At 66.3% G+C, this 20,737-nt stretch carries 18 protein-coding genes; 10 read left to right on the forward strand and 8 right to left on the reverse strand.

From position 1 onward, the window contains the following. Positions 1 to 67: 67 nt before the first annotated feature. Positions 68 to 517 (forward strand): PepSY domain-containing protein, encoded by a 450-nt coding sequence (locus tag AC1DOM_RS02655; protein WP_498959933.1) that lies wholly within the window; start codon positions 68 to 70, stop codon positions 515 to 517. 33 nt (positions 518 to 550) lie between these two features. Further along, positions 551 to 2,173 (forward strand): mechanosensitive ion channel family protein, encoded by a 1,623-nt coding sequence (locus AC1DOM_RS02660; protein WP_498959935.1) that lies wholly within the window; start codon positions 551 to 553, stop codon positions 2,171 to 2,173. On the opposite strand, the gene AC1DOM_RS02665 is transcribed toward AC1DOM_RS02660, so the two are convergent. From AC1DOM_RS02665 to AC1DOM_RS02700, 8 genes are read right to left on the reverse strand one after another with little or no spacing between them, the layout of a single operon-like run. Continuing rightward, a complete protein-coding gene (locus AC1DOM_RS02665) occupies positions 2,170 to 3,066 on the reverse strand; it encodes a DUF2950 domain-containing protein (RefSeq protein WP_498959937.1) in 897 nt (298 codons plus the stop codon). The genes AC1DOM_RS02660 and AC1DOM_RS02665 overlap by 4 nt on opposite strands. Further along, complete coding sequence (locus AC1DOM_RS02670) at positions 3,063 to 4,460, reverse strand: DUF3300 domain-containing protein (protein ID WP_498959939.1); 1,398 nt, start codon at positions 4,458 to 4,460, stop codon at positions 3,063 to 3,065. The genes AC1DOM_RS02665 and AC1DOM_RS02670 overlap by 4 nt, the downstream gene beginning before the upstream one ends. A 10-nt stretch (positions 4,461 to 4,470) precedes the next feature. Beyond that, complete coding sequence (locus tag AC1DOM_RS02675; protein WP_498959941.1) at positions 4,471 to 5,802, reverse strand: OprD family outer membrane porin; 1,332 nt, start codon at positions 5,800 to 5,802, stop codon at positions 4,471 to 4,473. Then, a complete protein-coding gene (locus AC1DOM_RS02680) occupies positions 5,799 to 7,499 on the reverse strand; it encodes an aspartate:alanine exchanger family transporter (protein WP_498959943.1) in 1,701 nt (566 codons plus the stop codon). Before AC1DOM_RS02680 ends, AC1DOM_RS02675 begins: the two co-directional genes overlap by 4 nt. A gap of 29 nt (positions 7,500 to 7,528) precedes the next feature. Then, positions 7,529 to 10,282, reverse strand: coding sequence for an Orn/Lys/Arg family decarboxylase (locus tag AC1DOM_RS02685; RefSeq protein ID WP_498959945.1), 2,754 nt, complete (start codon positions 10,280 to 10,282; stop codon positions 7,529 to 7,531). Beyond that, positions 10,279 to 10,662 carry a response regulator transcription factor gene (locus AC1DOM_RS02690; protein WP_498959947.1) on the reverse strand — a complete coding sequence of 128 codons (384 nt, stop codon included), beginning with the start codon at positions 10,660 to 10,662 and terminating at the stop codon, positions 10,279 to 10,281. Before AC1DOM_RS02690 ends, AC1DOM_RS02685 begins: the two co-directional genes overlap by 4 nt. Positions 10,663 to 10,696: 34 nt before the next feature. Further along, entirely contained in the window at positions 10,697 to 11,359 is a 663-nt protein-coding gene (locus AC1DOM_RS02695; protein WP_498959949.1) for a response regulator transcription factor, read from the reverse strand. Continuing rightward, complete coding sequence (locus AC1DOM_RS02700; RefSeq protein ID WP_498959951.1) at positions 11,356 to 12,534, reverse strand: sensor histidine kinase; 1,179 nt, start codon at positions 12,532 to 12,534, stop codon at positions 11,356 to 11,358. Before AC1DOM_RS02700 ends, AC1DOM_RS02695 begins: the two co-directional genes overlap by 4 nt. A 226-nt stretch (positions 12,535 to 12,760) precedes the next feature. On the opposite strand from AC1DOM_RS02700, the gene AC1DOM_RS02705 reads away from it, so the two are divergent. From AC1DOM_RS02705 to ccoO, 8 genes are all read left to right on the forward strand, one after another. Further along, positions 12,761 to 13,189, forward strand: coding sequence for a DUF3302 domain-containing protein (locus AC1DOM_RS02705; protein WP_498959953.1), 429 nt, complete (start codon positions 12,761 to 12,763; stop codon positions 13,187 to 13,189). Beyond that, a complete protein-coding gene (locus AC1DOM_RS02710; RefSeq protein ID WP_498959955.1) occupies positions 13,189 to 14,370 on the forward strand; it encodes an HlyD family secretion protein in 1,182 nt (393 codons plus the stop codon). The genes AC1DOM_RS02705 and AC1DOM_RS02710 overlap by 1 nt, the downstream gene beginning before the upstream one ends. A 7-nt stretch (positions 14,371 to 14,377) precedes the next feature. Continuing rightward, the gene (locus AC1DOM_RS02715) at positions 14,378 to 15,808 is read left to right on the forward strand and encodes an efflux transporter outer membrane subunit (RefSeq protein ID WP_498959957.1); all 1,431 of its coding nucleotides are present in this window, start codon (positions 14,378 to 14,380) and stop codon (positions 15,806 to 15,808) included. After that, the gene (gene cax / locus AC1DOM_RS02720) at positions 15,805 to 16,866 is read left to right on the forward strand and encodes a calcium/proton exchanger (RefSeq protein WP_498959959.1); all 1,062 of its coding nucleotides are present in this window, start codon (positions 15,805 to 15,807) and stop codon (positions 16,864 to 16,866) included. The genes AC1DOM_RS02715 and cax overlap by 4 nt, the downstream gene beginning before the upstream one ends. 3 nt (positions 16,867 to 16,869) lie before the next feature. Next, on the forward strand, positions 16,870 to 17,556 hold the full coding sequence (locus AC1DOM_RS02725) for a potassium channel family protein (RefSeq protein ID WP_498959961.1): 687 nt from the start codon (positions 16,870 to 16,872) through the stop codon (positions 17,554 to 17,556). A gap of 97 nt (positions 17,557 to 17,653) precedes the next feature. Continuing rightward, positions 17,654 to 18,481 (forward strand): hypothetical protein, encoded by an 828-nt coding sequence (locus AC1DOM_RS02730; protein WP_498959963.1) that lies wholly within the window; start codon positions 17,654 to 17,656, stop codon positions 18,479 to 18,481. A 148-nt stretch (positions 18,482 to 18,629) separates the two neighbouring features. Next, the gene (gene ccoN, locus AC1DOM_RS02735; protein ID WP_498960215.1) at positions 18,630 to 20,096 is read left to right on the forward strand and encodes a cytochrome-c oxidase, cbb3-type subunit I; all 1,467 of its coding nucleotides are present in this window, start codon (positions 18,630 to 18,632) and stop codon (positions 20,094 to 20,096) included. 7 nt (positions 20,097 to 20,103) lie between these two features. Beyond that, positions 20,104 to 20,736 carry a cytochrome-c oxidase, cbb3-type subunit II gene (gene ccoO, locus AC1DOM_RS02740; RefSeq protein ID WP_498959965.1) on the forward strand — a complete coding sequence of 211 codons (633 nt, stop codon included), beginning with the start codon at positions 20,104 to 20,106 and terminating at the stop codon, positions 20,734 to 20,736. Position 20,737: the final 1 nt, after the last annotated feature.

The following is a 20,737-nucleotide window of genomic DNA, read 5'->3' on the forward strand; positions in this document are numbered from 1 at the left end:
CGACAGATTGCATTGCTTCGATCCTGCCTTGACCCCAACGTGCCCTTCCCCCAACGGAGATGCCACCATGCGTGTCGTCCTGCTCGCCTCGCTCCTCGTGATTCCCTTTTGCGCGGCCATGGCCACCACGCCCTCCGCGCCCGCGCCCACGCCGATCCGCACGCCGATGCAGCTCGAAGCGCACCTGCACGCCGCCGGCTACCGCAACGTCTTCGACGTCGACCTCGACGACGGGCTGTGGGAAGCCAAGGTGCGCAAGTCGGGCGGGTTCTGGCGCGAAGTCGCGGTCGACCCGCAGACCGGGCGCATTTTCGACGGCGCCGGCGCGCGCTCGGTGGAGGCCTTGAACGCGGTGTCGCAGATCGTCGCCGACAAGGGCTACACGATGATGGAACTCGCCGAGCAGGACGGCGCCCTGTGGGAAGTCGACGCGATGGATGCGCAGGGCAGGTGCCTGTCGCTGCGCGTGGATGCGACCTCGAAGTCCATCGTGCAGGCCCTGCCCGACGACTGCTGACCGCCCGGCCGGGGGATGCGCGTTGTCTGATGCATGCGCGCCTCCCCCATCGCGGCCCTGCGTTGCCTGCTGGCGTGCCTGGTGGCCGCGGCCGGGCTGGTGCACGCAACGCCCGCGACGACCGTGGCCACGCCCCCCAGCGTCCGCACCTCTGACGCGAATGCCGCCACTGCGCGCTTCTTCAACCGCGACATCGCGACCTTCCGTTCCCGCTTCCTCGGCAATACGCCGGAAATGCGCGCGCGTGCCGCCGAAGCGAACATCGAACGCATCGTCGAACAACCCGGTGTCGCGCAGGCCACGTACCAGAACGCGCCGCAGGGCGTGATCATCCTGCTCGATGGCCAGCTGGTCACCGTCGTCACGCCCGCCGACGTCGACCGGCTGCGCAACGAAACACTCGACAAGACCCGCGTCGACATCCTCGCGCGCCTGACCGACAGCGTGAACGCCGCGGAGACCGCACGCGCGCCCGCGCGGCTGGCACGCAGCATCGGTTGGTGCGTCGTCGCGACGCTCGTGCTGCTGGTGGTGCTGTGGCTCTTTCGCCTGGTGGCCGCGCGCCTGCGCACGCGTGCCGATGCGTGGGCGACCGCGCGCCTGTCGCGCATCGCCAACGAATCGGCGCGGCACATGGCCCTGGCGTTCATGGCGAGCGGCCGTGGCCTGGCGCGCGTGTTCGCGTGGATCGTCCTGCTCGTGGTGATCGAGGAATGGCTGCGGTTCTGCTTCTCGCACTTCGCCTGGACCCAGCCGTGGTCCGGCGCGATGACCGCGTGGATGGCAGGGCGGTTTTCGAAGTGGGGCAACGCGATCCTGCACGCGGTGCCCGGCCTGGTCACCGCGGTGTTCATCCTGGTGGTCGCGCGCGTGTTCGTGCAGGCGATCCGGCTGGCCTTCGATGGCGTGGCGCACGGGCACTTCCGGCTGGTCGGCATCGATTCGCAACTGGCCGAGCCCACGCGCAAGCTCATCATCGTCATCGTCTGGCTGTTCGCGATCGCGATGGCCTATCCCTACCTGCCCGGCGCGGAGACCGATGCGTTCAAGGGCCTGAGCCTGTTCGTCGGCTTGATGGTGTCACTTGGCGCATCGAGCATCGTGGGGCAGGCGGCCGGCGGGTTCACGCTGTTGTATTCGCGCACGATGAGCCTCGGCGAGGTGGTGCGCATCGGCGAGATCGAAGGCACGGTGCAGCAGATCGGGTTGTTCACCACGCGCATCCGCACACCGATGGGCGTGGAGGTCAGCTTCCCCAACAACGTGGTGATGGGCGGGAAGCTCGAGAATCTTTCGCGCGCGCCCGATGGACCCGGGATGTGGCTGCAGGCGGTCGCCGTGATCGGCTATGAAGTGCCGTGGCGGCAGGTGCATCGGCTCCTGGCCCAGGCCGCGCAAGCCACGCCAGGCGTGGTGCAGGATCCGCCGCCGTTGGTGCTGCAAACGGCCCTGGGCGATTTCGGCATCGAGTACCGCCTACGCGCGCGCACCGCCGACGTGCAGGGCCGCTGGGTAACGCTCAGTGCGCTGCACGCGCAGATCCAGGATGCGTTCAATGCCGCGGGCGTGCAGATCATGACCCCGCATTACGAAGGCGACCCGGAGTCGGCGAAGATCGTGCCCCGGGCGCATTGGGAAGGCACCGGCGAGACCTAGCCGCCGGCGACTTTCACCTCCGGAACTTCCTTCCATTCGCTGTCCGGGTCGTACTGCGTCATCGACTTCACGATGTCCTCGGTCTTCTCGCCCAGGTTGCGTTCGAACACCTGGCCGTCGTAACCGATCATGAAGGTGGTCACGCCCGTGTCGCCGTACTTCGCGGGCCATGCGACCAGGGCGAAGCCGCGCACCATGTCGTTCCCGAGCATGAAGTCGTGCGCGCCGCCGGGTGCCGACGGGCCCTGCTTCGTCAGGATCCGGTAGTGATAGCCGAGGTAATCGCCCTTGGGCGTGTCGTCGCCGAACACCGGCCCGAGCGGACTGACTTCACCGCTGTCGTCGGGCGCCCAGTACAGCCCGTCGTGCAAGCCATCGGTGCTCACCAGCTTGGTCGCGTATTCGAGCGTGCCATCGCCGTCGCGATCTTCTTCGGCGTAATCCATCTGCGCATCGTGGTACGCGCGGATCGCCTGTTCGACGTCGAGTTCGTTGCGGCCGATGCGACGCGTGCGGATCTCGGCTTCGCCCGCGGCCAGGTCGAAGTGCCAACCGCCGTTTCCTTTCTTCAGCGGCACCGGCAGGATCCACGCATCGCTGCCCGCGACGAGATCCTTCCCCCCGTCCTTGCGATCCTTGTAGGCGTGCGAGGCGCGGTACTTCTCAAGGAAGGCATCGACATCCTTGCGATCGATGCTGTCCTCCGGCACGTAGGTGCGCCAATCGTTGCCGAGCAGGGTGGCGAGTTTGGCCCCGTCGGCCTTGGTCGTGCCCAGTGCGTCGACGAGTGCGTCGCCGGCGGCTTCGGGCGTGGGATAGGTTTGCTGCGCGAATGCCGGAACTGCGCACACCGCAAGCGCAATGCACAAGCTTGTCTTCCGGATCGTGTTCATCGACGACGCCCTCCGCCACCGCCGCCCCGCGAAGGACGGCTCATCGAACGCCCGGCGCCACCGCCGCCGCGCGACATGCTGCTCGAATGTCCACGGCTCGCGGCTTGTCGCGACGCACCCGAATTACTGGCGCCCGAGAACGCGTTGTTCCGCGAATTGCCGTAGTCGCCGCGTCCGCCGCTGCTGCGCGCCAGATCGCGCGAGCCGGCATTGGTCTGCCCGCTCTGGCGATATTGCGACGCCGAGCCACCCGGCCCGCGATCGACGCGACCTCCACCGGCCTGCGACGAACGCGGATCGCGCGAAGCGGTCTGCGCACGATCGCGCGCCTGCTGGTTGTTGCGCGCTGGCTCGAAACCCTGGCGTTCCATCTGCTGGCGCGCCTGGTCGCGCGACTGCGAGCGCGCGGCATCTTCGCCGCGGAACCGTTCGCGCGATTCCCCGCCGGCCTGGCGATTGCCGTATTTGTCGCGGCTGCCCTGGTCGCGATACGGCACGCCGTCGCGACGCGCGCCATCGTGCTGCCAGCGTTGGTTGCCGCGGTCGCCCATCTGGCGATCGCCGCGATCGATGTTGCGATTGAATTCGTTGTAGCGGTTGGAGTTGATGTTGACGTCGCCGCCGCCCCAGTTGCAGTCGCCCCAGAACCCGACGGTGATGCCGATGCCGATGCCCCACGCCACGCCCGCGGCGAGCGCCGCGCCAGGGTAGTAATAGGCCGACGGCGGATAGTAGTAGGGCGGATAACCGGGATAGCCCCACGTGCCGTAAACCACCGTGGGGTTGTAGGCAGGCACGTAGACCGTTTCCGGGCTCGTGGATTCGATGACGATCGTCTGCGTCCCGGAGCCGGGCACCTGCGTCGAATCAGTCGAGACCTTCTGGTACTCGTTGGACTTGAGGTTGCCCGCCGCCTGCGCCTTGTGTCGCAGCTCCTGCGCCATCGCCATCACGTCGTTGGGTTGCGCGAGGAAAGCATCGCCGAGCTTCTGCACCCATGCGATGTCCGAACCCATCATGCCCACCGCCTGCGGAAAGGCGACGAGCGATTGCACGCTCGCATCCCAATCTTCCTTGGCGACCGCTTTCACCGCGGCATCGCCCTTGGTGTCGGGATGGTCCTTCACCCATTTCGCGGCGTCGGCGACATCCCCCGGATAAGTGGACGCCATCAGCACCTGCGCGAGCAGGGAGTCGGGATACAACGCGACCGGCGCGACCAGTTGCGCGATTTCCTCCTTGGAGAACACCGCGCTCTGTGTCGATGCGGCCGTCGACGCACTCTGCGAAGACGATGCGCGCTCGGTCGGCACGCTCGACTGCGCCGCCGCATCGAGCGATACCGCCGCCGACAGCATGCAGGCCAATACCAGGAGTCTTCGTTGCGGTGCCATGGGGCTCTCCTCAGAGCGGCAAGTCGTAATAGACCATCACGCGCAGGTCCTTCAGGTCGGTGTCGCCCGGGTCGTCCTGCGCGACGTAGGCGTAACGCAAGCGCACCATCAAACCCTTGAGCGTTCCTTCCGGCGGCGACCACTGCACGTTGAAGTCGGTTTCGCCACGACCGAAGGCGCTGGCGGCATCGGGGTCGGAGCCTGCGACGTAGAGTGCGTACGCGCTGACGCCCGTCTCCTTCGGCCACGTGTACTGCGCGCGGATCAACCAGGCATCTTCGCCGGCGCGATTGAAATCCTCGACCTGCACGCTGGTGTAACCGGGATAGCCGCTCCACGGCGCGGTCATGTCGCGATCGCCGCTGGCCTTGGTGTAGGCGCCGGTCAGCAATGCGCCGCCTGCCGCGACCTCGGCCTTCAGACCGAATTGCTTGGCGTGGAAGTCGCTGCCGGTGAGCGCGTTGTCGCCGACGCTCTGCTGGTCGCTGTATTGGCCGGCGAAGCGCAGCTTCGCGTTCCCGCCGATCGGTATCGCGTACTTGGCCTCGGTGTAGAAGATGTTGATGACGTCGTTGCTGTAGTACTCCACGCCACCCACCGAGAGCTCGCCGCGCGTGTAGTTCAAACCGCCTGCGAACACGCCGCGCTTGACCGAAGCGCCCGCATCGTCGGACATCGACACGAACTCGTCGGAGTTGCGTTCCTTGATCTTGTCGAAATAGCCCGCGCCCCAGCGCCATTGCCCGCGGCTGGACTTGGGATCGCCGTGCAGGCCGGAGACCACCCCCGCGAGGAAGGTGTTGGGCGTCATGCGGCTGTCGTTCTTGTTCAGGTAGGGCGTGTCGAAGGTGCGTGCGCCGATGGTCATGCGCACGTCCTGGGTGAACAGGATTTCGGTATAGGCCTCGCCGAGGACTGCGTAACCCTCCTGCCCGGGCTTGAGCAGCAAGGTGCCGTCCTTGTCGTCGGGCCCGTACAGTTTCCCGGAGCCGTAGGCCGTCGCGCCGAAGGAGAAGCGATCGCGGAAGTAGCCGGTCTTGAATCCGGCCGAACCGCCGAGGGCCCACGCTTCGCTTTCGCTGCCGTCGTACTTCTCGCGATCCAGGTAGTACGTGCGCAGCTGCACGTTCCAGTCCGTATCCGCCCACGCCTTGCGGCGCGTCTCGCGCACCCACTCGTCGTAGGTCTGCACGCCGAAGCTCTTGTCCAGGTGCGTGGCGCTGTCTTCGTTGGAATCGCCCGCCTGGTCTTCGACCGTCGGGACCGTCGTCGTCTGCGCTGCGACGGGCCCGGCGATGAGCAAGCCAAGCGCGACGAACAGCGATGTCCGTGCCCGGCTCATTGCGAAAGCACCATCGCGAAGTAGCCGAACACGGTGTACAGGACGCCCGACACCGCATAGCCGACCGGGAAACCGACCCATGGAACGCTGCTGCCGATCTCCTTCGCTGCCTCGCGCGCGGGACCCGAGTGCGAACGCGAGCCCGCCACGCCGCCCATCAACACGGCTGGATTGATCTTGAAGAAGTGGAGCCCGATCGCCCAGGTGATGAAGGGCGGGATCGTGCTGGCGATGAAACCGGCGAGGAAGATCTTCACCGCGATGCCGCCGGTCAATTGCTCGAGCAACGTCGCACCCGCGTTGATGCCGACGATGGCGATGAAGGTCACCAGGCCGAGGTCCTCGAGGATGTTGCGCGCGGCGTTCGGCGTGCTGCCGAAATAGCGCAGCCGCGACACGATCGACGAGACGAAGATGCCCGAGAGCAGCAAGCCGCCCGCGTTGCCCAGGCCCACCGAGAAACTGCCGACCGGCACGGTGATCTTGCCGATCAGCAAGCCGATCACCATGCCGGCGGACAAGGTGAGCAGGTCGGTCGACGTGCTCGGGCGCGCGACCTTGCCCATGAGCGCGCCGACCTTCTCCACCGCACCCTTCAGGCCCGTCAGGTACAGCACGTCCAGGCGCTTGATCGTGGTGTCGGTGCCGAGCGGCAGCGGCTCGCCACTGCGTTCGATCCGGCTGATGCCGACCTGGCCGGCGTACTCTTCCTGCGCGAAGGACTTGAGCGGACGACCGACGAGTTCCTTGTTGGTCACCAGCACTTCGGCCTGATCGAGCGGGATGTTCAGCGCACCCGCGTCCGCGACTTCCGTACCCAGCAATCCGAGGTTGGCGGTGAGGTCTTCCAGGCGCCCGCCGAGTGCGACCACGTCGCCCTGCTTCAGCACGACATCCGAAGCCGCGCCGAGCGAGGTTCCGTCGCGCACCACGTTCGCGATGCGGTATTGCGGATAGGTCTTGCGCAACTGCGCGATCGACTGTCCCGCCGTGGAGGCGTTCTCGAGGCGATAGGCGCGGATGCCACCGGCGCGATAGCCCGTCAGGCCGACGTCGTCGACGTTCTGCACGCCGTTGGCCGCTTCGTATTCCTTGGCGGACTTGCGCGCATCGATGCCCCACCACCGCGGCAGGTACTTGCACACCAGGATGATGCCGATCGTGCCCCAGATGTAGGTCACGCCGTAACCGAGCGCGATCATGCCCGAGACCTGTTCGGCGGTCGTGCCCGGGGGCAGCTTGTAGGCGCCCTGTTCGACGGCCATCTCCGCCGTGCCGATCGCCGCCGACATCGTCTGCGAACCGGCCAGCACGCCGCCCGCCGCGCCCGGCGGCAGCGCGAACCACTTCGCGCAGATGACGACGAGTGCCAGGCCGAGGCATGCGCAGATCACGGCGAGGATCGTGAAGGTGATGCCGTCCTTCTTCAGGCTGTTGAAGAAGGCCGGACCCACGCGCAGTCCCACGCCATACATGAACAGGTAATAGAAGAGCGACTTGGCGAAGTTGTCGAGTTGCAACTTCACGCCGTAGGTCGATGCCCACGTCGCGAGCGCGGCACCGACGACCACGGCCGCGGCCACCATGCCCAGCCCGTAGCCCTTCACCGAAAACTTGCCGACCCACACGGCCATCCCGACGGTGAAGAACAACAAGATGTACGGATTGTCAGCGAGGAACTGGAAGAAGCCTTGCATGGCGGTTCTCCTGGGAATCGCGAGGGCTGCTACATCGAGGTCGCACGGCCCGACAGGACCGAGGGCTTGATCAACTTGATGCCGGCCGCCGCGTGGTAGCCGTGGATTTCCTTGACGTCGAGCTTGCGCATGAAGGCGATCGTGTCGGCCGTGATCACCTGGCCCGGCACCATGATCGGGAAGCCCGGCGGATACGGGATCACGAAATTGGCCGAAACCATCTCAGGTCCGTCCTTCAGGCGCTTCTCGACGTCGTCGCTGTTCAAGCGCACGAACTCGCAGTTGTTCTCGTCGTAGGCCATGAAGAACGCCGGCCGCATGTGGCCTTCGTTGCTCGGCGCCTTCGGGTTCTCGCGGAAGCCGTCGTGGAAGCGGCTGAAGTTCGGCAGGTCGGGCACGTCGGTCATCAGCGACTTCACGCGTGCGTCGAAGATCTCGCGCCCCGCCTTGCCTTCCTGCGCCAGGCGCTTGTCGATTTCGCGCGCCATGTCGGCCAGCGCCTTGATCAGCAACGCCGCATCCGAATGCGTGTTGTTGATGTTGGTCTGCACCAGGATGGAGTTGCGCGAGGTCTTGTTGATCTGGATGTCGAACTTCTCGGCGAGCAGGCCCTTGAACTGCGTGCCGTCGAAACCCGCCGAGCCGCAGATCAGCGTGATGCGCGTGGGATCCAGTGCGAACTCGTCGTTGACCCACGCATTGATCATGTCGGTCCACGAGCCGTTGGGCGGGCCGTAGTCGGTCAGGCCCGATTCGCGGAATTCGGCCGGGATCATGTCGGCCGGCGTGGCGACGTGGAAATACTTCGAGATCAGCGGATGGTCGTTGATCGTCTGGCGCAGGCGCAGCGCGAGCTCGGTCATGCGCATGGTGAGCGCGAAGCCTTCCAGTTCCATCTGGCGGCGCGCCAGGTCCAGCGAGGCGATGAGCTGCAGGTTCGGCGAAGTGGAGGTGTGCGCGAAGAACGCTTCCTCGAAGGGGCCTTCCACTTGATGGAAGTCCTCGTCCCACACCAGCATCATCGAGCCCTGCCGGAAGGCCGACATCGACTTGTGCGTCGAGTTGGTCTGGTAGGCGCGGATGCGCACCTTGTCCGGATCGGGCAGCGGGTGGCCATCGAGCAGCGCGGCGTTGTCGGGATCGGGGTTCTTCTCTTTCCACGCCTTGTATTCGGCGCGATAGGCATCGCTGCGATAGCGGCGCGTCAACGCCGCGGCCGCGCCCATCGCCGTGCGCTTGCGATGCAGCGGGCTGAAGCGCGCGAAACCGAACCACGCTTCGTCCCACAGGAACACAAGGTCGGGCTTGATCGCCAGGCACTCTTCCATCACCCGGCGCGGGTTGTACATGTGCCCGTCGAAGGTGCAGTTGGTCAGGTCGATCACCTTGACGCGATCGAGCTTGCCCTCGGCCTTGCAGTCCAGCAGCGCCTGCTTGATCGTGCGCAGCGGCACCGCGCCATACATCGAATACTGCGTGAGCGGGAACGCTTCGACGTAATAGGGCTGTGCGCCCGTGAGCACGAAGCCGTAGTGGTGCGACTTGTGGCAATTGCGGTCGACGATGACGATGTCGCCCGGTTTGCAGATCGCCTGCACGACGATCTTGTTGGAGGTCGAGGTGCCGTTGGTGCCGAGGTAGGCGCGCTTGGCGCCGAATGCGCGCGCGGTGGCGTCCTGCATCTTCTTGATGTTGCCGGTCGGTTCCAGCAGCGAATCCAGCCCGCCGGTGGTCGCCGAGGATTCGGCGAAGAGGATGTTGGTGCCGTAGAACACGCCCATGTCGCGGATCCAGTTCGATCCGAACACCGACTTGCCGCGCGCGATGGGCAGCGCGTGGAAGGTGCCGATCGGGCGCATCGCGTACTTCTTGAGGTTGTCGAAGTAGGGCGTCTCGTAGCGGTCCTTGATGCCGTCGAGGATGGCCAAGTGCAACTCCATCGGCTCTTCGATGCTGTGGAAGATGCGGCGGATGGGCGCGGCTTCGTCGCTTGCGGCGAGCAGTTCGGTGGCGCGGTCGGAGAGCAGGTAGAGGTCGATTTCCGGACGGAAATCATCGATCGCCTGCGCAAGGCGCGTGGAGATGGCGCCGGGTGCGATGCTCCCCTTGTCGATCTCCATGTTGCGCGCGAGGAAGTCCTTCAGGTCCGGAATGTCGTGCCTGGAGGAAAATTGGAACCCGTCGATCAGCACGACGGCCTGGATGTTGGAATTCAACATCACCGCCAGCGCACCGTCCTCGAAGCTGCCCACGTGGAAGACCGCGTATTCGAAGGGATCTTCCGCGCGGCGCATGCGGCGCGCTTCATCCACCGAGCGCGACCACTGCGCCGGATCCGATGGCGTGACCACGAGCACCTCGAAGTAGGGCTTGCCCTGCGCGCCGGACTCCAGGTCCGGTGGCAGCGTATCGAGCAGGCGCATGTCGGCCGATTCGCTGGTGTCCCACGCGCTTTCGTCGCGGCGATAGTCGCCCGACCGCAGCGCGGAGGAGACTTTCTGCACCAGGCGCGCGAACGCGGAGGCGCCGCCGCCTTCCAGTCCCTCGCGCAGCGCTTCCATCAGCCGCGGGCCGGGATACGCCCAGCAATGTTCCAACCGTGAGATCTGCGTCAGCGTCGCGCGACATTTGCCGCGCATCTCTTCGGACGCCTTGGCGTCAGCCCCCGCCTCCGACCACGCGCGGGCGTATGCGGACAATTGCCGCCATTGATCCTCGCGCGCGATGGCCGCGGCGAAGACGGTATTGAGGGCGGCAGGGTTGGGCTTGGCGCTTTCGTTCATGATGGCCTCGCGCGCGTCGACGACGTCAGGGGTCGGAGTGCATCCAGCAACACCTTGTCGTCCACGGGTTTGGTGAGGAACGCGCGCGCCCCCTGGGCGAGGCTGCGCGCGCGGTTTGCGTCGGTGTCGTTGCCGGTCAGCACGACGACCGGGATCGGCGAGTGCCGATCGGCGAGTGCGTCCTGTACGTCGAACCCCGACATGCCCGGCAGGTGCAGGTCGAGGATGAGGCAGTCGATTCCTTCCAGATGTGCCATGAAATCCGATCCTGTGGCGAACAGGCGCACGTCGAATCCGGCAGCGCGCAGCAACCGTTGCAACGCGCGCCGGACCGGGGCCTCGTCGTCGAGCACTGCGACAGTTGGCGTGCGCCCGGTCATCGAAACCGGACGCTAAGCCCCCGCAGCGGGGGCTTCAATTGGCCGTTGGACCAACGATGCGCGCGGTGGCGCAGGGCTCGATCGACAGGCGCGCGGCGAGCCGCACGAGATCGGCGAGCCGCCGCACGCCCAGCTTCTGCATCACGTGCGCGCGATGCACCTTGACGGTTTTCTCCACTACGCCCAGGTCGGCCGCGATCTGCTTGTTGAGCTTGCCGGAGATCAGGTGCGGCAGCAGTTCGCGCTCGCGCGGCGTGAGGGAATCCAGGCGAACGTGCAGTTCGCGACTCTCGTCGTTGCGATCGCGACGCCGCCGGTCGCGGGCGATGCCGTCGCGCACGGCCGCCAGCAGGGTTTCCCCGTCGACGGGTTTGACGAGGAAGTCGAGCGCGCCGGCTTTCATCGCGCGCACCGTCGTGGGCACGTCCGCGCAACCGGAGAGGAAGACGATGGGCACGTCGACGTGGCGATCGCGCAGCGAGCGTTGCACGTCGAGCCCCGTGCGACCGGGCATCGCCAGGTCGAGCACGACGCAGCCCGGAATGTCGGCGTCGTAACACGCGAGGAACGCGTCGGACGAAGTGCTGGACTGCGTATCGATGCCCGCACTGGCCAACAGGCGCGCCACCGACTTCAACACGCGCGGGTCGTTGTCGACCAGGTGTACGACGGGCGAGGGCGCGGACAGGTCGGTCATGGCGCGATGCCCGGCAATTCGAACGCCACGAGCGCGCCGCTTTCCAGCGATTGCGCCCACACGCGCCCGCCGTGCGATTCCACGATCGTGCGGCAGATGGCCAGGCCCATGCCCATGCCCTCGGACTTGGTGGTTTCGAACGGATCGAACATGGTTTGCGCGATCGCCGGCTCGATGCCATGCCCGCGGTCGACGACCTCCAACTGGACATTCGCGCCGACCTGCCGCGTCAGGATGCGCAACAGGCGCGGGGCGTCCATGTTCACCATCGCGTCGCAACCATTCCGCACGAGGTTGAGGACGACCTGCTGCAACTGGATGCGATCGCCTGCGACCTGCGGCAGTTGGCCGGCCAGCTCGAGGTGGACGTCGATGCCGCGTTGCACGAGATCGGCGCGCACCAGGTGCAAGGCATCGAGCACCACGCCATTCAGCGACAACGGGACGTGATCGACGTGTTCCTTGCGCAGCCATTTGCGCAGGCGCTGGATGACTTCGCCGGCGTGGCGATCGTCGACGACGATGTCGTCGATGATGTCGCGGATTTCGGTGAGGTCCGGTGGATCGGCGCGCAGCAGGCGCTGCGCGGCCTGGGCGTTGCACAGGATCGCCGACAACGGCTGATTGATTTCGTGCGCCAGCGCGCCCGACAACTCGCCGAGCATCGCCACGCGGGACAGGTGCGCGAGCTCGTCGCACTGCAGGGCCGCTTCGCGTTCCTGGCGACGGCGCTGCGTGGCATCGCTCACGCTCAGCAATAACATCGCTTCGTCGCCGATCGACACGGTGCGGCACTCGACGTCGACCGGGAGCTCTGATCCATCGGCGCGCGTGGCGAACAATTCGCGCGCGCCGCCGTCGAAGGAAGGCACCAGCGAGTCGGCGAACACGTGCGGCATCGCATCGTGCGCATAGCCGAACAGGGCCTCGGCCGCGGTGTTGGCCAGCAGCACGCGGCCATTGTCGCCGGCCAGCACGAGCGCGCCGGGCACCGCATTCATCAAGGCGCGCATTTCCGCGAGCGGCAGTCGATGCGGGCGCGCGTGCGGCGCCAGCAGCTCGCGCGCGGTCTCGCGGACGTGATCGAAGAACGCGCTGCGGGGCCGCCCTTGTCCGAATGCCACGCCGCGGATGACGACGTGGTCGCGATTCTCGCCATCCTGTGCATGGCCCATCGGCTTCGGCCCGCACCTCGGGGGAAAGGTGCTTTTTTTCACGCGTCCTGCAGTTACCCGAACGGGGGAGATCGGGATCGACGGCCACCTCACCCGTTCAGGGGATTCAGTGTTCGCACGAGAAGAATCCGCCGAGTTGCCCCAAGGGACAATATCCGCACGTCGGAGGGGTCCCTAGGATCGAACCGTTCGTCGGCCCATGCGGGTCGGCATTTCGGGAGGGGCCGTGTCCGCCAGATTCCTGCGCGCCTGGTGTGTCGTCCTTGTCCTCGCATGGGCCGCGCCCGCGCATGCCTCGCTGCTCGAAGGCGATGCGCTCGACACCATGGCCAACGTCATCGCGTGGATCGCGATCATCATCGTGCCGGTGGTGCTGATCGCCGCGTTCTGGTGGGTCCACATCATGCCGGAGAAGATCGCGGAGAAACGCCACCATCCGCAGCTGCAGGCGATCAAGATCGTCTGCCTGCTTTCGCTGGTGTTCGGCGGGATGCTGTGGCCGATCGCGTGGGTGTGGGCGTATTCGAAACCCGTGCTCTACAAGCTGGCCTACGGCCGCGACAAGGAAGACCCGCACGGCCATGGTGGCGACGCGATCTCGCTGGAACCGACACCCGACGACGACTTCCAGGCCACGGAGCAGAAGGCCACCTGATGGAAATCATCCTTCTCCTCATCTACGCGGGCATCGTCTGGCTGATCTTCTTCAAGTTCAAGCTGCTGCCGTGGAATTTCATCAGCCAGATCATCGTGTTCACGCTGCCGATCTTCGGCCTGACCGCGCTGATCCTCTATCTCAACGTCGTGGCACCGTCCTCGTCCGACGTGCGCGTGATCAACTACGTCGTGCAGGTCACGCCGCGCGTGACCGGGCGCGTGATCGAAGTGCCGATCGAACCCAATCGCCCGATCAAGAAGGGCCAGGTGCTGTTCCGCCTGGATCCGGAGCCGTTCCAGCAGAAGTTGAACGAACTGCAATCCAAGCTGCCGGAATTCTCCGCGAAGCTGGATAGCGCGAACGCCTACCAGCGCGAACTGGACGAACAACTGCGCGCCGCGCGTTCCACGCGCGATGCCCTGTCGGCGAAGCTCGAACTCGCCCTGAAGCGCGAAGGCCAGACGCGCGACCTGACGAAGACCGGCGCGGGCACGAAGTTCGATTACGAGCAGGCGCAGACCGACGTCAAGAGCCTGCAGGCGGACCTGGCGCAAACCACGGCCAACGTCTCGCAGGTGCAGCAGAAACTGTCGGCGCGCACCAAGAAGGGCGAGTTGTCCGAAGTCGCGCAGGCGCGCGCCGCGGTGGATCAATTGAAGGCGCAGATCGCCTACTCGAAATGGGAACTCTCCCAGACCGTGTTCCTCGCGCCCGCCGACGGCACGGTGGTGAATCTCCAGTTGCGGCCGGGTTCCTACGCCGCGCAGATCCCGCTGGTGCCGGTGATGTCGTTCGTCGAGAACGAGCAGATGATCCTGGCGATGTATTCGCAGAACGAGTTGCGCAACATCAAGCCCGGCGACGAAGCCGAGCTCGCGTTCAAGACCTATCCCAACCGCATCATCAAGGCGAAGGTCGATTCCATCGTCTGGTCTTCGGGCACGGGGCAATTGCCGTTGTCGGGCACCGTGCCGCAGACCGGCACCAATCCGATTCCGCCGGGGCGTTTCGCGGTGCGCCTGCGCGCCGCCGGGCGCGATGAAACGACGTTCCTGCCGATGGGCGCGCAAGGCGTGGGTGCGATCTACACGCAGAAGGGCCACCTGGTGCACATCATCCGCAAGGTGATCCTGCGCGTGGGCACCAAGCTGGATGCGCTCGTGCTGAAGTTGCACTGAGGCCGCCATGGCGCGACGTCGCATCGCATTCGCATCCGGGCTCGCGGCCGTACTGCTCGCAGGCTGCGCAACATCGCCGGAGCCGACCGCCGACGAGGTGCAGGCGCAGGCGCTGCCGCATGTGCAAATGCCGCAGGGCTGGCGCAGCCCCGCGAGCGCGGCGCCCGTCGAAACCGGCTGGCTCGCGACCTTCGGCGATTCGCAACTCGATGCACTGGTCGCCGAAGCGCTCGAGTACAACCCAGACCTGGAAATCGCCGCCGCGCGCGTCGAACAGGCCGAAGCGCAAGTCGACCTGGCGACCTCGCAACTCAAGCCCGCGATCGGCATCCTTGGTCGCGCGGGGTCCAAGCCGGTGTCCGACCTCATCGCGATGCTCAGCGGCGTGATGTTGCGCATGTCGTGGGAAATCGACCTGTGGGGTCGCCTGCGCTACGCGCGCAACGCGGCAAGGGCGCAACGCGATGCGAGCAGCGCGGACTGGCGCTTCGCACGGCAATCGCTTGCGGCCTCCGTCGCGCGCGCCTGGTTCCTTTCGACCGAAACGGCGCAGCAGGCCAAGCTCGCCAATCGCATGGCCGACGATGCGCAGCGCCTGGTCGGCCTCGCCGACGATCGCCAGCGCATCGGCGCGGGCAACGAAACCGATGTGATGACGGCGCGTGCGAGTGCGGCGAATTACCAGGACGCCGCGCGCCAGGTGGAACTCGCGCATCGACAGGCCTTGCGCGCATTGGAAATCCTGGTGGGGCGCTATCCCGCGGCCGCGATCCAGGCGCGCGAAGATCTCGTGCCGTTCCCCGGCCCGGTGCCCGCGGGCATGCCGGCCGATGCGCTGGATCGACGCCCCGATTTGCTTGCGGCGCAGCGCCGCGTCGCCGCCGCGTTCGATCTCGTCGGCGAAGCGAAGGCTTCGTTCTGGCCGTCGATCACCTTGTCCGCCGGTTATGGACGCGTGTCGCGCAAGGCGATCGACTTCACGCAAAGCGAGAGCGGCAACACCGCCAGCATCAGCGGCACGGCCGTCGTCCCGCTGTACACCGGTGGGCAACTGACCGGCCAGGTTCGCCTGCGCACGGCCGAACAACGCGAAGCGGTCGCGAACTACGCGCGCCTGTCGCTGCAGGCGCTGGACGAAGTGGAGAACGCACTCGATGCGGAAGCCACGCTCGCCACGCGCGAGGAATTGCTGCACACGTCGGCCGAAGACAGCCGCCGTGCGGCGGGGCTGACCGAAACCTCGTACCGCATCGGCAAATCCGACCTGCGCGACGTGATGAATCGCATGTTGTCGGCGAACGCGTCGGAAGTGGCCTTGCTAGCCGTGCGGCGTGAACGCCTCGTCCGGCGCGTCGATCTGCATCTCGCATTGGGCGGCGATTTCATCGCCGGCCCACCCACCGCGGACGAGGCGCCCGGCAGCGGAGACGCCAGGTGAAATGGTTGCTGGTCTTCGCGCCGATCGCGCTCCTGCTGGAGCAGTTCGCGCCGGACCGCATCCTGCTGATCTTCGCCACCGCGGCGATTTCGATCGTGCCGCTGGCCGGCATCATGGCGCAGGCGACGAACGTCCTCGCCGAACGCGTCGGCCCGTCGATCGGCGGCCTGCTCAACGCCACCTTCGGCAACGCCGCCGAATTGATCATCTGCCTCGCCGCGTTGCGCGAAGGGCTGCATGCGATGGTGATGGCGTCGCTGGCCGGCGCGATCATCGGCAACATCCTGCTGGTGATGGGCATCGCGATGGTCGTCGGCGGGCGGCGCTGGGGCGAACAGCGCTACGACGTCGCGTTGTCGCGTTCGCTGTCGGCGATGCTGACGCTTGCCGTCATCTCGATGATCATGCCGGCGGCGTATCGCGCGGTCGTGCCTTCCGAATCGGCGGCGATCGATTCGGTCAGCGTCTGGATCGCGGTCGTGTTGCTGGCGATCTATGCGTGCAGCGTGGTGCGCACCTTGCGCGCCCCGCGCGAAGCGAACGGGGCCCCCGACGCGCACGGCGGCGGACACGAAGCACCCGGCTGGTCGCCCGGGCGCGCAGCCTTGATCCTCGGCGCGGCCACGGTCGGTGTCGTGGTCATGAGCGAAATCCTGGTCGCGGTGATCGAACCGGCGACCGAATCGCTTGGCCTGTCCCCGGCGTTCTCCGGTGTCTTCGTGCTCGCGGTGCTCGGCGGCGCGGCCGAAGCGGTGAGCGCGATCATGGCCGCGCGCGCGAACCGCATGGACCTGGCGATGTCGATCGCGCAAGGCGCCAGCGTGCAGCTCGCGCTGTTGATCGCGCCCTTGCTCGTGTTGCTCAGCTACGTCATCGGCCCGGGCCCGATGCCGCTGGTGTTCTCGCCGGGGCTGGTGGTGAGTGTGCTGCTCGCGGTCATGATCAGCGGCCAGGTCTCCTCGGACGGGCGCACCGACTGGTTTCGCGGTGCGCAACTGTTGTCGGTGTACCTGATCCTCGCGACGGTGTTTTTCTACGCACCCGGCGCATCGGATTGAACGATGTCGCGCGAGTCCGCGAACCTCGTGCAATGGTGGGGACGCAACCGCCACGCGGTGCTGTTCATTCTGCTCATCGTCACCATCGCGATGGGGCCGTTGCTGTCGTTGACCGGTTCGGGCGGATGGATGCTCAACGCCTGCCTGGGCGTGACGCTCCTCGCGGCCGCGCTGGCGCCGACGCGCGGGCGCGTGCGCCGACGCGGCCTGATCGTCCTGGCGATCGTTGCGATCGTGCTCGGCCTGGCGCCGATCCGCACCGGCCTGGGCCACACCGGGCCGATCACGCTGGCGCTGTGGGCGGGCATCGCGTTCTTCGCGGCCGCGCGATCCCTGCGCTATGCGATGTCGAGTCCGCGGGTCGACCGGCAGCATCTGCTGGCGGCCCTGAACACCTATCTGCTGGTGGGCGTGTTCTTCGGCGCGATCTGGGTCGCGCTGGAACAGGCCCAGCCGCATTCGCTGTTCCTCGGCGGCGCGCCCATGGCGGCGATGGCGCTGCCCGACGGCATCTACTTCAGCTTCGTCACGATGGCCACGCTGGGTTACGGCGACATCACGCCGGTGACACCCATCGCGCGGGGCCTGGCCGTGTTCGAGGCCATTTTCGGCCAGCTGTATCTCGCGATCATGGTCGCGCGGCTGGTCAGCTTGCGCATCGCCGTCGAATCCTTCGACGACCCCCCATAAGTGCGCCGGCCGCCCTGTCCGGGTGAGGGCCGGGCGACCGTTGTGTCATGGAAGGGAAGGGCGTCGTCCACGCAACCGCAGTGTTCGAGGAGAGGTCATGAAGATCGCCACGATGTCCCTGTTGTCCCTCGCGTGTGTCGGGCTGCTTGCGCCATCGCAGGCGCGCGCGGTCGAACCGCTGGACACCTTCAGCTTCCGGGTCGGCGGTTACATCACCTCCTGGGACACCAAGGTCCGCGCCGACGGCCAGACCCAGCGCGGCTCGCAGGTCGAACTGGACCGCGACTTCGGCCTCGACGACAGCGCGACCATCGGCTACGTCGGCCTGACCTGGCGCCCATGGGAGAGCCATGAGTTCGGCCTGACCTACTACCAGGACGACGCCGATGCCACGCGCACCATCGCGCGCGACATCACCTTCCGCGACACGACCTACCAGGCCAACAGCACCGTGAGCGTGGACGTCGGCATCGACGCCTACGAGGGCTATTACGTCTGGTGGGCCGCGCAGAAGGAGAATTGGACACTGGGCCCGCGCGTCGGCCTGGTCTGGTATCGGCTGGACATGGCGATGGCATTGCAGGTGGACGTCAACGGCAATGCCGCCGGCGGCGCGTTCCGCGAGGAAGCACAGGCCGACCTGCCGTCGCTGACCCTCGGCGGCGCATGGCGCTGGACACCGGGTGGCCACAACGCGTGGCGCATCGGCGCGGACGTGGGCTACTTCAAGGCGAACGTCAACGATGTCGACGGCGACGTGACCTTCGGCCGCATCGGCGTGGAGTGGTATCCGTGGGAGCGCTCGGGCTTCACGCTCGATTACTCGCTCAGCAAGATCAGCGTCGATGCGCGCAAGACCGACTTCATCGGCAACCTGGATTTCATCGATAGCGGCCTGAAGCTCGGGTACATCTATCGCTGGTGAGTTCGCACCGATTTCGATCGGAATGATTTGATCCGGCCGATTTGATCAGGCCGATTTTGATCAGGCCGATTTGATCCGGATCAAATCGGCACAGGGTGGAGTCCGCGAGACTGCTCGCATCCATAGCGGGGCCCCCATGAACGATGACATGCAATCCTCCGCCTCCCGCCCGGGCCAGGCCCTGCCGGCGGCGGCCCGCGTCGTCTACAACGACAAGGTCGTCCTGCAGTTTTCCCTCGCCACCATCCTCTGGGGCATCGTGGGCATGGGCGTCGGGCTGTTCATCGCCGCGCAGTTGTATTGGCCCACGCTCGGCGAAGGCATTCCGTGGCTGTCCTATGGACGGCTGCGCCCGCTGCACACCAATGCGGTGATCTTCGCCTTCGGCGGCAGCGCGTTGATGGCCACGTCCCTGCACGTGGTGCAACGCACCTGCGGCGTGCGCGTGATCTCCGACAAGCTCGCCAGCTTCGTGTTCTGGGGCTGGCAGGCAGTCATCGTATCGGCCGCGATCACCCTGCCGATGGGCATCACCCAGGGCAAGGAATACGCCGAACTCGAATGGCCCATCGATCTGCTGATCGCCGTGGTGTGGATCGCGTACGCCGTGTTGTTCTTCGGCACGATCACCAAGCGGCAGGGCCGGCACATCTACGTGGCGAACTGGTTCTACGGCAGCTTCATCATCGCCATCGCGCTGTTGCACATCGTCAACAACATCGCGTTGCCGGCGACCCTGACCAAGTCCTACATCGTCTACACCGGCGCGGTCGATGCGATGGTGCAGTGGTGGTACGGGCACAACGCGGTCGGGTTCTTCCTGACCGCCGGCTTCCTGGGGATGATGTACTACTACGTGCCCAAGCAGGCCGGGCGCCCGGTGTATTCCTACCGGTTGTCGATCGTGCACTTCTGGGCGCTGATCGCCGTGTACATGTGGGCCGGCCCGCACCACCTGCAATACACCGCGCTGCCCGACTGGGCGCAGTCGCTGGGCATGGTGTTTTCGCTGATCCTGCTCGCGCCCTCGTGGGGCGGTGCGCTCAACGGGATCCTGACCTTGTCGGGCGTCTGGTACAAACTGCGCACCGATCCGATCCTCAAGTTCCTCATCGTGGCGATCAGCTTCTACATGATCGCGACCTTCGAGGGGCCGATGATGTCGATCAAGACGGTGAACTCGCTCTCGCATTACACCGACTGGACCATCGGCCACGTGCACGCCGGCGCGCTGGGCTGGGTGGCGATGATTTCCGTCGGATCGATCTACGCGATGCTGCCGCGCCTGCTCGGGGCGCAGCAGATGTACTCGACGAAATGGATCGACGTGCATTTCTGGCTGCACACGCTGGGCGTGGTGTTCTACATCGCCGCGATGTGGATCGCCGGCGTGATGCAGGGCCTGATGTGGCGCGCCACCAACCCCGACGGAACGCTGACCTACAGCTTCGTCGAAGCCCTCAACGCGACCTACCCGTATTACCTGGTGCGCTTCGCAGGCGGCGCGATCGTGCTCGCCGGCATGTTGCTGATGGCGCTGAACACCTGGAAAACCTGGGCCACCGCGAAATCGCCCGCGGCCGACGCCGCGCTTGCCGCCCCCGCATCGAGCTGAGCACGACATGGCAACGCAACCCCCGCCGAACAACCCGCACGAGAAAATCGAGAAGAACATCGGCCTGATGGCGGTGTTGATCGCCGTGGCCGTGTCCTTCGGCGGCCTGGCCGAGATCGTGCCGCTGATGTACCAGGCCGACACCATCAAGCCGCTGCCAGGCGTCGTTCCGTGGCCCGCGCTGCAACTGGCCGGGCGCGACGTCTACGTACGCGAGGGTTGTTACAACTGCCACTCGCAGATGGTGCGCACGCTGCGCTTCGAGACCGAACGCTACGGCCACTATTCGCTCGCCGGCGAATCGGTCTACGACCATCCCTTCCAGTGGGGCAGCAAACGCACCGGGCCGGACCTTGCGCGCGTGGGCGGTCGCTATTCCGACGATTGGCATCGCGTGCACCTGATCGATCCGCGCGCGGTGGTCCCCGAGTCGAACATGCCGTCCTTCCCGTGGCTGGAGAACGCACCGATCGACGGCAAGGACATCGCCGCGCACATGCGCACGCTGAAGGCGATCGGGGATCCGTACACCGATGCGCAAATCGCGAAGGCGCCCAGCGATGTCGCCGGCAAGACCGAACTGGATGCCGTCGTCGCGTATCTGCAGGCGCTCGGCAAACACGCGCCGAGGGGGAACTGAC

It is taken from the genome of Lysobacter sp. P5_B12, from assembly GCF_056400425.1.